Source organism: Aquibium sp. A9E412 (assembly GCF_030398335.1).
Lineage (GTDB): Bacteria > Pseudomonadota > Alphaproteobacteria > Rhizobiales > Rhizobiaceae > A9E412.
Window position 1 is genome coordinate 70,438 of the sequence record NZ_JAOAOP010000004.1, and the last position, 12,495, is coordinate 82,932.

General features: G+C 68.5%; 14 protein-coding genes. 3 read left to right on the top strand and 11 right to left on the bottom strand.

All coding sequences use genetic code 11. The features are described 5' to 3' along the window. Positions 1 to 4: 4 nt before the first annotated feature. Positions 5 to 874, top strand: a complete 870-nt coding sequence (locus N1F89_RS03405; protein ID WP_013654509.1) for a cation transporter — start codon at positions 5 to 7, stop codon at positions 872 to 874. Positions 875 to 1,002: 128 nt separating this feature from the next. On the opposite strand, the gene N1F89_RS03410 is transcribed toward N1F89_RS03405, so the two are convergent. The 8 genes from N1F89_RS03410 to N1F89_RS03445 form a co-directional block, all read right to left on the bottom strand. After that, positions 1,003 to 1,638, bottom strand: a complete 636-nt coding sequence (locus N1F89_RS03410) for a DUF6441 family protein (RefSeq protein ID WP_290081476.1) — start codon at positions 1,636 to 1,638, stop codon at positions 1,003 to 1,005. Further along, entirely contained in the window at positions 1,638 to 1,949 is a 312-nt protein-coding gene (locus tag N1F89_RS03415; protein WP_209336188.1) for a hypothetical protein, read from the bottom strand. Before N1F89_RS03415 ends, N1F89_RS03410 begins: the two co-directional genes overlap by 1 nt. Continuing rightward, positions 1,949 to 2,284, bottom strand: a complete 336-nt coding sequence (locus N1F89_RS03420; protein WP_209336189.1) for a DUF2190 family protein — start codon at positions 2,282 to 2,284, stop codon at positions 1,949 to 1,951. The genes N1F89_RS03415 and N1F89_RS03420 overlap by 1 nt, the downstream gene beginning before the upstream one ends. Before the next feature lie 77 nt (positions 2,285 to 2,361). Next, entirely contained in the window at positions 2,362 to 4,416 is a 2,055-nt protein-coding gene (locus N1F89_RS03425) for a prohead protease/major capsid protein fusion protein (protein WP_290081477.1), read from the bottom strand. Between the two features lie 5 nt (positions 4,417 to 4,421). Further along, positions 4,422 to 5,978 carry a phage portal protein gene (locus N1F89_RS03430; protein WP_290081479.1) on the bottom strand — a complete coding sequence of 519 codons (1,557 nt, stop codon included), beginning with the start codon at positions 5,976 to 5,978 and terminating at the stop codon, positions 4,422 to 4,424. After that, entirely contained in the window at positions 5,978 to 6,187 is a 210-nt protein-coding gene (locus tag N1F89_RS03435) for a hypothetical protein (protein WP_037207673.1), read from the bottom strand. The genes N1F89_RS03430 and N1F89_RS03435 overlap by 1 nt, the downstream gene beginning before the upstream one ends. A gap of 2 nt (positions 6,188 to 6,189) precedes the next feature. Continuing rightward, positions 6,190 to 8,196, bottom strand: coding sequence for a phage terminase large subunit family protein (locus N1F89_RS03440; protein WP_290081482.1), 2,007 nt, complete (start codon positions 8,194 to 8,196; stop codon positions 6,190 to 6,192). After that, on the bottom strand, positions 8,144 to 8,704 hold the full coding sequence (locus N1F89_RS03445; RefSeq protein ID WP_290081483.1) for a hypothetical protein: 561 nt from the start codon (positions 8,702 to 8,704) through the stop codon (positions 8,144 to 8,146). The genes N1F89_RS03440 and N1F89_RS03445 overlap by 53 nt, the downstream gene beginning before the upstream one ends. A 113-nt stretch (positions 8,705 to 8,817) precedes the next feature. On the opposite strand from N1F89_RS03445, the gene N1F89_RS03450 reads away from it, so the two are divergent. Together N1F89_RS03450 and N1F89_RS03455 are read left to right on the top strand one after the other, a co-directional pair. Beyond that, positions 8,818 to 9,042 carry a hypothetical protein gene (locus N1F89_RS03450; protein ID WP_290081484.1) on the top strand — a complete coding sequence of 75 codons (225 nt, stop codon included), beginning with the start codon at positions 8,818 to 8,820 and terminating at the stop codon, positions 9,040 to 9,042. Between the two features lie 90 nt (positions 9,043 to 9,132). Beyond that, positions 9,133 to 9,705: a DUF3489 domain-containing protein gene (locus N1F89_RS03455; RefSeq protein ID WP_290081485.1), complete on the top strand. Its 573-nt coding sequence runs from the start codon at positions 9,133 to 9,135 to the stop codon at positions 9,703 to 9,705. A 55-nt stretch (positions 9,706 to 9,760) separates the two neighbouring features. On the opposite strand, the gene N1F89_RS03460 is transcribed toward N1F89_RS03455, so the two are convergent. Genes N1F89_RS03460 through N1F89_RS03470 form a run of 3 tightly spaced genes read right to left on the bottom strand, consistent with a single transcriptional unit; the run spans position 9,761 to position 12,446 of the window. After that, entirely contained in the window at positions 9,761 to 9,985 is a 225-nt protein-coding gene (locus N1F89_RS03460) for a hypothetical protein (RefSeq protein WP_290081486.1), read from the bottom strand. Positions 9,986 to 9,994: 9 nt separating this feature from the next. Beyond that, positions 9,995 to 11,071 carry a DNA cytosine methyltransferase gene (locus N1F89_RS03465; RefSeq protein ID WP_290081487.1) on the bottom strand — a complete coding sequence of 359 codons (1,077 nt, stop codon included), beginning with the start codon at positions 11,069 to 11,071 and terminating at the stop codon, positions 9,995 to 9,997. Position 11,072: 1 nt separating this feature from the next. Next, on the bottom strand, positions 11,073 to 12,446 hold the full coding sequence (locus N1F89_RS03470; protein WP_290081488.1) for a ParB N-terminal domain-containing protein: 1,374 nt from the start codon (positions 12,444 to 12,446) through the stop codon (positions 11,073 to 11,075). Positions 12,447 to 12,495 lie beyond the last annotated feature (49 nt).

Genomic DNA, 12,495 nt, shown 5'->3' on the forward strand with positions numbered 1-12,495 from the left:
CGTAATGAGCGAAACGGCCACAATGAGCAACGCTGAGCACGCGCGCTACAGAGTCACCGGCATGGACTGCCCGTCATGCGCCGCGAAGATCGAGAAGGCGGTGCGGTCGGCCGGGGTCGAGGACGTGAAGGTCTCGACTGCCACGCAGATCATGACGGTGCATGTATCCGACCTGAGTTTGCAGCTGCCCGAAGTGGAGCGTGCGGTGTCGGGCATCGGCTACCGACTGGATCGGCTGGGCGGACCCGAAGCTGATCACGAGGGAGACATCGACGATCTTCCGAAGGACTTGAGCCATATCACCCCGGCCTACCGGCGTGCGCTGTGGATCGTGATCGTGCTGAACGTGGGCTACGGCCTCATCGAGATGGTTGGCGGCTTCATTTCCGGATCGCAGGCCCTGAAAGCCGATGCGCTCGATTTCCTCGGCGATGGCCTGATCACCTTCCTTGGGGTTCTGGCGATCGGCTGGAGCCTGGTCTGGCGAGCCCGTTCCGCTCTGATCCAAGGCTTGTTTCTCGGGGCGCTCGGTCTCGGGGTCCTCGCCAACACGGCCTACCGCGTACTGGTTCAGCAGCAGCCTGAAGCTGAACTGATGGGCCTGTTCGCCGTGATCGCGCTCGTGGTCAACGTGGTTGCCGTTCTGCCGTTGCTGCCCCACCGGGCCGGAGATGCCAACGTTCGGGCCGTCTGGCTGTTCTCGCGCAACGACGCCATCGGCAATGCAGCGGTCGTCGTGGCAGCGGGTCTGGTCGCCTGGACTAACACGGCATGGCCCGACCTCGTTGTAGCGGCAGTGATCGCCGGGCTGTTTCTGCAATCCTCGTGGTCGATCATCCGCGACGCGCGGGCCGATTTGCGGGTGGCCACGTGAGGCCACGCCGGTCACCGGGCTTCGGGCGCCGGACCGTGCAGGCGGCATCAGGACCAGAATACGATCTCTCGGCCGCCGAGATAGACGGGGCCTGTCAGGGCTCCAGATCCTTTTTCCGGCGCGTCCGACTATAGTTTCGCCTCCACCCAATTCGCCACGATCAGTCCCGGTACCGCGTCGTGCGCCCGCTCGGCATCCCTCGCCAGATCAAGCCGCTTCGGCAGCTTGACCTGCGGCACCAACAGGAAGATCAGCGCAGTGACCTTTCCGCGCCCGGTCTTCGAGCGCGACACCACCGCCTGACCCTTGGTGTTCAGCCGGCCCTCCGCCACCAGCAGGCTCGGCCCCGTCCGGCGATAGACGAAGCGCAGGCGCAGGCCGCGCCGCCGCTCCCATTCGCCGGGGGTGATCCGCCCGCCGCGCAGGGACTTGCCCGCTGCGGGCAGCGGGATCGCCAGCCAGAACCCGTCCTTCGAGCGGATCAGCGGACCGGTGTCGTGGGCGCCGACGATGACCGGCGCCTTCGACCAGACCAGCGCCGCGGCGTCGAGGCTCTCGCCCGACTTGGGGAAGTTCTGGCTCCGGATCGAGTTGGCCAGCCGGGCGCCGAGCCCCGCGCCGGTGATCTGCAACCGCCATGCGGTCTTCAGCCCGGTCCCGGCCTCGCGCATGGCGGCGGTCACAGCGCGTTCGCCCGCCGCGACCTCGGCGGCCATCATCGCGACGATGTCGGGATCGATGTCGAGCTTCAGCTTCATGGCCATCACGCGGGCCTCAGATCGACGGTCCAGACGAGCCGCTCGCCGTCGCGGACCGGCTCGCCCTGAATGAGGAAGGCCTCGCCCTCGATCTCGATCCGGTCGCCGGGGCGCGGGTTCGCCACCTCTGCGGCGCGCAGGTCGATCCGGGTGGTCTCGGACCAGAGCCGCGTATCGCCGAAGTCCGTGATCGCATCGGCACGCCGGGCGATCACGCGCACCAGGACGGGCGCGCCGCCGTCGGCGATGTAGACCGCGTCCCGGCCGATGTTCTGATCGGCGAAGAGCGCGCCAACGGCGGCGGCGAAGGCGCTCATCAGAACGCCGCGTTCAGGCGCACCCGCCCGATGGTGTCGCCCGCGCCGCTGGCCACCGCTTCGACGGCCACGCCGACAAGAGTGTTGTCGGTGGCGACCGTGGTGCAGCGCTTGTTGGTGTCGTCCCAATAGACCTTGGAGCCGACGGTCCAGGCCTGGGAGCCGACCTTGGTGATGTCGAAGACGCCGGTGAGCGCGGTCTCGACGGGCTCGCCGAGCGCGGCCGCGCCCGAGGCGATGCCGAAGATGGAGCCGACGAGCAGGCCATCGCCCGAGGCGACGGCATAGGGCGCGGTCAGGGTGATGGTGTTGCCGGGCTGAACGTAGTTTTTCATGGGGAGGATCCTTTGGGAAAGACAAAGGGCGGCCCATGAGGACCGCCCGTGTGTCAGGGCTCAGGATGGGGTGCGCCTTACGCGCCCGGGTTCTTGTAGAGGCCGCGCCAGTCGATGGCCTTGGCGCCGAAGTCGAGGCGGCACTTGATCTCGACCCCGTCGACGTCGAAGCCGTTGCGCGTCTCGATGTAGGCGCCCTGTTGGCCCTCGAGGTAGGCGTACTCGATGGTGTCGATCTGGTTCGGGCTTGCCGCCAGATACCAGGCGGTCTCGCTGGCGGCATCGAGCCGGGGTTCGCTGATCGGTGCGAGTGTGCGGATCGACTGCGGCACCACGCTGGACGTCGCGGCAGGCACGAGGTTCTGCGCGACCAGCTGCTCGGCCTTCAGTTCCAGCGAGGCGGGCACGATCAGGAAGGCGGGCCGGACGTTCAGCACCGTCTTCTTGTCGAGGCCGGTCTGCTTGGCCATCGCCGCGCGCGCCGCGCCCACCGCCTCGACGGCCAGCGCCGCGCCGGTGCCCGCGAGGTTCTTGTGGCTGGTGTGGAACAGCGCGTTGCCGTCGGCCATCGCCGGGTTGGCGGTGATGATGCCCCAGACCACGTCCGACTCCAGCTGGGCGATGGAATTGCCGTACATCGCCGGGATGCGGGTGAAGGCGTCGAGATCGTCGTTGATCAGTGTCTGGCGGGTGATGGCGACCACCCGGCCATAGGTCTTGACCTTGTAGCTCTCCTTGCTCTCGCCCAGCGTCCCGCGCTTGAACTCGCCGCTCTCGCCGACCTCGAGCAGCTGCGGCGCTTCGCCGAGCTGCACCCGATGCATGGCCTTGAAGTCCGTGGCGAGCACCTGGCGGCAGAAGAGCATGAAGGTGCGGGGATAGGCCTCGTAGGCCTGCCGGAGGGTCTTGTTGGTGACGGCCGACAGGATCTCGGGGAAGTCGGAGGTCGAATGCAGGGCGCGCGTCGCCACCTCGTCGCGCGACAGGCCGCGCGTGTTCACCCCGGCATTGCCGAGGCTTTCGCGGGCGAGCTCCAGCAGCGTCATGCCGCGGTACTGGCGCGCGGCGTCTTCCAGCTGGAACAGCGTCGGGCTGTAGCGGTGCAGCAGCGCGTTCGCCACCGCGTCGCGGCGGGTGATGCGCTCGTCCCGGCCGCCGAGGGGGACGGAGACATGGGGAAAGGTCCGGGTCTCGTCCGATTTCGCGGCGACCTGATCGAGGATCAGGCGGCGGGACTCGTCCACGCTGACGCCGCGCTTGACCAGATCCTCGGCAAAGCCGCGCTCGAGGTTCAGGCGGCCCGCGAGATCGTAGATCGTGGAGACGCGGTCGCGCTCGGCCTCGCGGGCGCGGGTGGCGACCGCCTCGGTGTCGGGCGCGGGAGTGGCCTGCGTCTTCGGCTGGCTGCGCGTATCGCTGGCCGCGACCTTCGGGTCGGGCGCAGCGGCTTTCGGCTCGGTCATGGGGGTCTCCTCGGTTGCGACCGGCGCGGTCGGCTGGGTGGTGGCGGGTGCGGCGTCGCTTGCCGGGGTTTCGGTCTTGTCCGTCATCGGGATCGGTCCTTTCGTAGTGGAAGGGGCGTCCCGGCGGTGAAGGACGCAGTCCTGAAGGGGGTGCTGGGCGCGGAAACCGGCGGCGGGGTCGGCGCCGACCGCGACGGCGGAGACCTCGAACGGCGTCCAGTCCACCGCGCGCCAAAGCTCGCGGGCGGCCTCGGGCTTGGAGACCTCGAAGCGGTGGACCTGGTAGCCGATCGAGACCGCGCGGATGTGGCCCGCCTGGATGTCACGCCAGATCGGCTCGACGTCCGCACGCTCGCTGATCCGCACCAGCGCGATGCCGCGCCCGTTCTCGATCCGGGCCGAGCCCGGCACGACCGAACCGATCACCGCATCGAGCGTGTCGAGCTCGTGCACCTTCAGGAACGGCGCACCCGCGTTCAGCCGGTCGAGCCGGACATGGGCCGGGTCGAGGCTGAGCTCCTCATCATAGGGCTCGCCGAAGAAGGTCGCGCGGCGGACGCGGGCCCCGGCCGACCAGACCACCTCGACGGTGCGTCTGTCGGCATCGGCCGTGTTCGGCGCAAGCTCCGCCGACCGGCGCATGGCCGGCAGTTCGATCATCGTGTCCATGAAGGTCAGTCCTGCTGGTCGGCCTGCGCCGGGTCATTGTCCGCGTCGGCGGCCGGGTCGTCGGTGTCCGGTTCGTCGTCGGCCGGATCGGTCGCCGGATCGCCCGTCTGCGCGCTGCCGGTCTTCGTGACGCGCCGGGGGTCGCTGTCGAGCACCAGCCCGAGCGCGTCGAGCTTGGCATTGGTCGCCGCGATCTCGGCCAGCACGGCGTCCGGGTTGCGACCCTGCCGGGCGATCACCTCGGCCAGCGTCATGGTACCGGAGCGGATCGACAGCAGGTTGGCCATCGCATCCTTCTGCGGATCGACCGCCTCGAACTTCGGCGGCGACCATTCGACCGGCACGGTCGGCGACGGGATCTGGCCCGCCGCCCACGCGGCTTCCGTGAACCAACGCCAGACCGGCGCGCAGAACATCGGGATGAAGAGCTGCCACTGCACCGCGTCGATCTGGCGGCGGAACTCGACGAGTCCCGCCCGGATCGAGGAATAGTTCACCTGGCTGAGATCGCCGGTGAGCAACTCGTAGGGCACCCGGAACCCGGCCGAGATCGTGTGCAGGCTCGCCCGCTTGTATTCGCCATAGCCGCCGTTGGCCGATGGCTGGTTGAACCGGATGTCCTTTCCGCCGCGGGCATAGGCGATCAGCCCCGGCTCGAACTGCTCGACCCGGTTGCCGTCGGCATCGACCACGGAGGGTGCGATGCCCTGTTGCGCCTCGTCGTCACCGAAGACGATGGCGGTGACGCAGGCCTCGGTCTTCTTGCGGACCAGTTCGGCGACCTCGTAATCGTCGAGGTCGCGCAGGGATCTGATTACCGGCGCACCCCAGGGCACGCCGCGCGCCTGCGTGCGCTGCTTCTCGTAGACATGGGCGATCTCGTTCGCAGGGACCGGGCGGCTCTGCAATCCGTTCTGCAAGGCGCCATAGGCGTCGCCGGGATGTTCGGCATGGAGCCAATAGGCCCGGCGCTTGCCGACCGGGTCGAACTCGATCCCCTGGACCAGCCGTCCTGCACCGATGGCCCCGGATTTCGCGGCGTCGAGGAAGTCGGCCTCCAGCACCTGCAGTTGCAGCGGCACCGGCAGGCCGTCGCTCGCGCGCCGCAGACGGCGGCGCACCAGGACCTCGCCCGCCTCGACCATCTCGCGGCAGATCAGCGTCTGCAGACCGTAGAAATCGAGCTGGCCATCGGCGTCGCACTCCGCCGTCCAGCGCTCGAACAGCGCGTCGACCTTCCGATCAAGCGTGTCGTCGCCGCTGGCGGCGCGCGGCATGATGCCCGCGCCGATGATGTTGTTGACCAGCACCGCCACGGCCTTGGCCGCATGCGGGTTGTTGCGCACGAGATCCCGCATCCGGTCGCGCAAGAGCGCCCCGGCGGCGCCGATCTCGGTGTCGGCCGAAGAACCCGGCGCGCGCCATCCCTCCGTCCGCCGCCCTCGCGCCGCCCCGTCATAGCCACGCGTCAAGGTCTCGAAGGCCTGCCGCGCCAGCACACGCCGGGCGGCCATGCGCGGGGCCACCGATGCGATGGCGTGATCGAACCAGTTCGCCGACATCACCGGTCCCCGCGCGAGAAGCCCGCCAGCCCGGCGATCGGCAGCGGCCGGGTCGTCCCCGCGATGGCGCGCTCGATGGTGCGGATGCGGGCGAGCAGGTCCTCGGCCGAGCCATAGTCCACCGACTTGCCGTCATAGCTGACCCGGGTCGTGCCGCTGGCATAGGCCCGGCGCAGCGCCGAGAGTTCGGTTTCCGTCCAGTCGGTCATGCTCAGAACCATCCTCCGCGCCGTCCGAGCCAGTCGGAGCGGCGCTTGCCCTGCGGGGCCTGTCCCGGCCGGTTGATCTGCCCGGCGGGATCGTTGTCAGTGGGGGCCGCCCCGAGCTGATCCTCGAGGTCGCGCCATTTCTCGTCCGGCCAGCGGTCCGCGCCCGCGATCCAGGCGGCGGCGCGGGCATAGACCCGGCAATCCAGCGCCTCGTTGCGTTCGCGCAGCTTCTGCCATTCCAGCCGGGCGAAGCCGCGCTTGGTGCGCACGGTGACCAGCTGTTCGGCGACGAACTGCTTCAGCCATTCGTTCTCGACCCAGTGCGGCAGATGCACCGAGCCGGGCGGGAATGCTGCCCCGTCGGCCATGTCCTCCTCGGTCGGCCGTTCCAGCCGCAGGAAGCGATAGGTTTCGGCCTTGAAGGTCGAGACCGCCACGGTCCAGAGCCGCGCCCCGCGCCGCAGACGTTTCCCGCCCTCGGTCGCGTCCACGAATGTCGGTCCCGACACCGGGCTCGAGCGGTTGAACCCTTCGACGCCCTTCACCGGCGACACCTGCGCAGCTCCTTGCGCCCGCGACCAGGAATAGACCGCCGGAGCCTCGTAGCCGGTGTCGATGGCGAGACGCGCGATCCTGAGATGCGCGCCGCGTTCATGCAGCCAGGACCGGTCCAGCAACGCGGTCAGGTCCGACCACGCGTCATGCCGATCGGGCCCGCCCTCGATGACGACATGATCGACGAGCCAGCTTTCGAGCCCGCGACCCCAGGCCCAGACATCGACCTCGATCCGGTCCTTCTGGACGTCGGCCCCTGCGGTCAGGAACAGCCCGCCCGCTGGCACGCTGCCGGATGTCCAGCGTTCCCGCCGGTCGTAGAGCCGCTGCCAGTCGGGCGCTTCCCCGGTCTCGACCCATGTCTCGCCGAGGACCGTGTTGCGGAACGCCTTGATCGCCTCGTCCGACCCCTGCGCCGCGTCCCATGCCCGCACGATCCGCTCCCAGCTCAGCCAGCCGATCGGCGAATAGAGGGCGGAAAGGTGATACCCGACCGTGGTAGGATCGGCGGCCGTGGCGGTCGCCCGCCATTCACCGCCCTCCAGCATCGCTGTCTTGTTGTGTTCCGCGATTGCCGCATCGCAGCCCTCGCAGTGATATTCCGCCGTCTCGGGGCGGCCCTTCTGCCAGCGCAGCCGGTCGAACTTCAGCCATTGCATCGCGCCGCAATGCGGGCACGGCACGAAGAACCGCCGCTGGTCCGATGCCTCATATTCTCGTTCGATCCTGCTCAGCCCCCGGATGGTAGGCGTCGAGACCAGGAACACCTTGCGCCGGTGGGCGAAGGTCAGCGAACGCGCCTCGGCCAGTGTGACCGGATCGCCTTCCTCGTCGGCAGAGGCCGGATAGGCGTCGACCTCGTCGAGGAAGATGTAGCGCGCCGGGGTCGAGCGCAGCCCCACGGCGGAGTTCGCGCCCGTCATGATCAGGATGCCGCCCGCGAATTCTTTGGACAACATCGTGTTGCCGGCGTCGCGCGACCGTGCCGGTTTGACGCGATCCCGCAGTTCCGGGCTCTCGTCGATCAGCGGGTCGATCCGTTGCCGCGAGTTGCGTTTGGCCAGTTCCACCGTCGGCTGGACCGCCAGCATCGGGCCGGGCGCCTGGTGGATGGCGAAGCCCATCCAGTTGTTCCCGGCCTCGGTCGCGCCCACCTGCGCCGCCTTCATGAACACGATGCGTTGCATCGTGTCGCCCGGCGACAGCCGGTCCATGATCTCGCGCATGTAGGGCGTGCGTGCGGTGCGATAGCGCCCCGGTTCGGCCGAGGCGCGGCCCGAGAGCATCCGGTGCCGGTCCGCCCATTCCGATACGGTCAGGTCCGGGTCGGGCCGGAGCCCATTGCCCCACGCGCGCAGGATCTCTCCCGCGCCGTCGAAGTCCGTCAGGCCATCGCCGCTCTCATCGGAAGTCGGGCCGGACCTCGGCGAGATCGTCGAGGTGGGCGCGTACATGTTTCTCCAGGACCTTCTGCATCGCGGCGGGCTCCACGCCGAGATCGGCCGCCATCAGCGCCGCCGTACGCGCGGGCCAGTTCACCCATGAATCCCGTTCCTCCCGCGCCAATCGGAACACCAGCGCCAACGCGCGTGCCCGCTCGATCAACTCCCCCTTCAGCTTCTGCAGCCGGATGCGTCGCTCCTGCGCCTTCAGAACCTCGTTGGCCGTCTTGGCCTGCAGAAAGGTCGTGCCGCCACCCACCGCCGGGACCGCCAGCCCCTGTTCGCGGAGCGTGTCGCCAACCGCGGCAACCGCCGCCTCAGGAACGGGCTTGAGCCTCGGCGCAGGTGGCTTTCTGGTCTTCGACGGATCCGTGGTCTCGGCCCGTCGCCGGTCGGACGCAGCCGCATCGATGGAGCCGTCCGCGTATAGCACCAGCCGCTCGGCCGTCTTCGCCTTCTGGATCGCACCACGCGATAGCCCGACATGCGCGGCGTACTGGCGCTCGCTCATGCCCTGCATCAACGGCTCCGATTATCGTTCAAAATCAGGTGGTTATCAAGTTGATAAGCATAGCACGCAGAGCGAACGTCACTTCGACGACGCGATGCAACTCGACCCAAGGAGCCACCCCGATGACCTGCCGCACGACCGACAACACGAATGCCCTCGACGCCTTCCTCGCCGCCAAGTTCGAGATCGACGCGATGCTGGAGCGGCTCGCCGCCCTCAGCGCGGACCACTTCGAGACCAACCCCGACGAGATCAACTGGGGTCACGTTGGCACACTGAACCACTATCGCGAGAAGCTCCGCGAGATCACCGACAGCGCCTTCAAGGAAGGCGAATACGCCGAGTGAGACGACCCGCTCCCGGTCCGGCCCGCCGACTGGCGGGCTCGACCTCGTAGAAGGGCCCGCATGCCGCGCGCCCCGATACGGGAGACGACGATGACCAAGCTTTCCGACACCCAGGCGCTGATCCTGAGCGCCGCCGCCCAGCGGCCCGAGCACATCGCCCTGCCGCTGCCCGAGAGCCTTCGCGGGGGCGCCGCCGCCAAGGTGGTCGGCGCGATGCTCACCAAGGGATTCCTCGAAGAGGTCGATGCGAACATGCGCAAGGGTGAGCACGTCTGGCGCGAGACCGGCGAAGGTCATGGCGTCACTCTGGTCGCGACCGCCGCAGGGCTCGCTGCCATCGGCATCGCACCGGAGGACGCGAACACCGCGCCTGCGGGCGCGACGGAAGCGCCGACCGAGGAGCCCGCGCCGGACGCCCCCACAGAGACGGAGGCTGCGCCCAAAGCGCGCACACCGCGCGAGGGGACCAAGCAGGCCACGTTGATCGCCATGCTGCGCGCGCCGGAAGGCGCGACCATCGAGGAGATCATGGCCGCGACAGGCTGGCAGTCGCACACGGTGCGCGGCGCGATGGCGGGGGCGCTCAAGAAGAAACTCGGGCTCGAGATTGCCTCGGAGAAGGTCGAGGGGCGCGGACGGGTTTACAAGCTCCCCGCCGATTGACGAGACCCAGCCGGACAAGTCGATGACCGCCGTCCTACCCGGGGCGGCGGTTTGCTCATTTGGCGCTCGGCATCCGGATGGCCTCGAACATCCGCCGCAAGGCGAACGAACGGGCGATCGATACAGTGGTGAACACCGCGCCCATCTGCAGGTTCTGCGCCAGAGTGGTATGCAGCCCGAAGATCGGGAAGATCAGCATCTGCGTGACGACCGCGACGCCGAAGCCAACCACAACGTTGGCGAGAGACTCTACCAGCGACATGGTATGCGATTGCTTCATACTGCAGCCTCATCCATCGGCCAGCAATTCAACCGCCAGAGTTCGCAGCGCATGCGCTGCAACCAGGGGGACCACGCCGTTGCCACAGAGGCGAAGCCGGTCCACCCGGTGGGCCAGCCCATCAGCGCCTCGACGAACAGCGGGTTCAAGGTCCGGCGCGGATGCGAGGTATCGCTCCCAGCCATCAGCGTCACCAGGACCTGGCGGCCAAGCAGGCCGTTCACCGGTGTGTTGGCAAGGCTCGTCGCCCCGTCCTTGTGGTCCCGAGCCGTTGGCGTCATCCACATCCCCGCCGCATGAGTCAGGTCGGCCGTCCGGCGATTTCCCGCGCTCGGCTTGCACCCGCCGTTCGCCATCGGTGTCGGCCAGTCCCTCGCCATCCGGTTCAGACCTTTCTCGTCCTTCCGCTCGCCACCGCGGCTGCGGAAACTGTCGATTTGCGGTGTCGGCCAGAGCCGCAGCATTTCCGTCCGGTTGCCGCCGCTCGAGCGGGTCCCGGAGCAGGCGCGCGGGGTCGGCCAGCTCGTCTCCCTCGCGGCTGGCAAGAATGAAGAGGCGCTCGCGCTTGTGGGGCGCGCCGACTTCCGCCGCCGTGAAGAGGCCTGCCGCAAGGCGGTAGCCCAAGCCGACCAATCCTGCGGCGACTTCGGGGAACCCGAGGCGTAGATGATGGGAGACATTCTCGAGAAAGACGAAGGGCGGTTCGATCTCGCCGACAATACGGGCGACATGAGGCCAGAGATGGCGCGGGTCGTCCGCGCCCCGGCGCTTTCCCGCCACGCTGAACGGCTGGCACGGATAGCCCGCAGTGACGATGTCCACCGCGCGGCGCCATGGGCGGCCGTCGAATGTGGCAAGGTCGTCCCAGACAGGTGCCTGATCCAGGGACGCGTCTTCCATCCGCGCCACGAGGATGGCTGCGGCGTAGGTTTCCCGTTCGACATGGCCCACAGCACGATATTCGGGGATGGCGATGGTAAGCCCGAGGTCGAGCCCGCCTGCGCCGGAACAGAGGGAGAGGCCGAAGAGGCATGCGTCTCCGGCCCCGGAGCCAAGTCCGGGGGGATGTAGAGCCAGGTCATGCATGTCACGCGGCGGTCTTGCGCTTTCGCGCGGATTCGGATTCGGCGTCAATGTCGGACGCAGTGGTGGGGGCGTCAGAGTGGTCGCCCAGCCGCTCGGTCTTTACCTGCGCGAAGGTGCGGCCGTCTCCGTCGAGGGATGCCTCCTTGCCGGTCTCGGCCTGCCAACGCTCCACGGCGACATCGATATAGGCGGGGCTGATCTCCATCGCGAAGACGCGGCGACCGTTGGCCTCGCCCGCCATGATCTGCGAACCCGAACCGCAGAACGGCTCGTAGCACAGCTCGCCTCGCGCCACATGCTGGCGCATCGGGATCCCGAACGCGTCCAGCGGTTTCGGCGTCGGATGGTCGGGGCGCTCGTCCTTGGCGAAGGATGGCATCGCCCACGTCGAGGGGAGCGTCTGCTCGGCGACCTTCGGCGGGCGGTTCGGACGGCGCCAGCCCATGAAGCAGGGCTCGTGTTTCCAGAGGTAGTGCGACCGGGTCAAGACGCCCCGGTCCTTCACCCAGATGATCTGCTGGTGGACGAAGGCGCCTGCCTTCTCCCAGCAGGCTTCCAGCATCGCCTGGCGGCGGGACGCGTGCCAACAGTACCAGGCCGCGTTTTCGGTGATCGCCTCGGCCACGGCCGCAGCGATGAAACCGTCGTAAAGCTCGGCCCCCTGCGAACTGTCGTCCCAGGTCGTGCCGTAAGACGCAGACCAGTCCTTGTTACGCGTCGGATGGTTCGAGCCGTCATAGTCCACGAGATACGGCGGATCGGTCGCGAACAGCACCGCGCGCTCGCCGTTCATCAGGCGGCGCACATCGGCATGGCTAGTCGAGTCCCCGCAGAGCAGCCGGTGCTCACCGAGGATCCACAGGTCGCCAGTCCGCGACGCTGGATTGCGTGGCGGTTCGGGGATCGTCACCGGCGGAACACTGGCGCCACCGCCGTCCTCGCCGTCGCCCTCCGGCACGAACGCCAGCAGCTTGTCCAACTCGCCGTCGGAAAACCCGACGAGCGACAGGTCGAAGTCCTCGGCCAACAGGTCGTTCAGTTCCGCCGACAGCAGCGCCTCGTCCCAGGTGCCGAGTTCGGTCAGCTTGTTGTCCCCGATGCGGTACGCCCGGCGTTGCGCCTCGGTCAGATGACCGAGCACGATCACCGGCGCTTCGGTCAGCCCGAGCCGCGTCGCGGCCAGCACCCGGCCATGGCCCGCAATCAACTCGCCGTCCTCGGCGACGAGACACGGCACGGTCCAGCCGAACTCGGCCATGCTGGCGGCGATCTTGGCGACCTGGTCCGCGCCATGCGCCTTCGCGTTCTTCGCGTAGGGCTGGAGCTTGGCCAGCGGCCACGTCTCGATCGCGTCCGGGGCGAAGCTCAGCGTCATGGTGGGCAAGGTTCCTCGGTCGGGTGGATGCCGGTGGTTTCCGGACTCC

Excerpts from the sequence above, each read along its gene's own strand:
- N1F89_RS03405 (WP_013654509.1), top strand. The coding sequence starts at position 5 with ATGAGCGAAACGGCCACAATGAGCAACGCTGAGCACGCGCGCTACAGA.
- N1F89_RS03410 (WP_290081476.1), bottom strand. The coding sequence starts at position 1,638 with ATGGCCATGAAGCTGAAGCTCGACATCGATCCCGACATCGTCGCGATG.
- N1F89_RS03415 (WP_209336188.1), bottom strand. The coding sequence starts at position 1,949 with ATGAGCGCCTTCGCCGCCGCCGTTGGCGCGCTCTTCGCCGATCAGAAC.
- N1F89_RS03420 (WP_209336189.1), bottom strand. The coding sequence starts at position 2,284 with ATGAAAAACTACGTTCAGCCCGGCAACACCATCACCCTGACCGCGCCC.
- N1F89_RS03425 (WP_290081477.1), bottom strand. The coding sequence starts at position 4,416 with ATGGACACGATGATCGAACTGCCGGCCATGCGCCGGTCGGCGGAGCTT.
- N1F89_RS03430 (WP_290081479.1), bottom strand. The coding sequence starts at position 5,978 with ATGTCGGCGAACTGGTTCGATCACGCCATCGCATCGGTGGCCCCGCGC.
- N1F89_RS03435 (WP_037207673.1), bottom strand. The coding sequence starts at position 6,187 with ATGACCGACTGGACGGAAACCGAACTCTCGGCGCTGCGCCGGGCCTAT.
- N1F89_RS03440 (WP_290081482.1), bottom strand. The coding sequence starts at position 8,196 with ATGTACGCGCCCACCTCGACGATCTCGCCGAGGTCCGGCCCGACTTCC.
- N1F89_RS03445 (WP_290081483.1), bottom strand. The coding sequence starts at position 8,704 with ATGCAGGGCATGAGCGAGCGCCAGTACGCCGCGCATGTCGGGCTATCG.
- N1F89_RS03450 (WP_290081484.1), top strand. The coding sequence starts at position 8,818 with ATGACCTGCCGCACGACCGACAACACGAATGCCCTCGACGCCTTCCTC.
- N1F89_RS03455 (WP_290081485.1), top strand. The coding sequence starts at position 9,133 with ATGACCAAGCTTTCCGACACCCAGGCGCTGATCCTGAGCGCCGCCGCC.
- N1F89_RS03460 (WP_290081486.1), bottom strand. The coding sequence starts at position 9,985 with ATGAAGCAATCGCATACCATGTCGCTGGTAGAGTCTCTCGCCAACGTT.
- N1F89_RS03465 (WP_290081487.1), bottom strand. The coding sequence starts at position 11,071 with ATGCATGACCTGGCTCTACATCCCCCCGGACTTGGCTCCGGGGCCGGA.
- N1F89_RS03470 (WP_290081488.1), bottom strand. The coding sequence starts at position 12,446 with ATGACGCTGAGCTTCGCCCCGGACGCGATCGAGACGTGGCCGCTGGCC.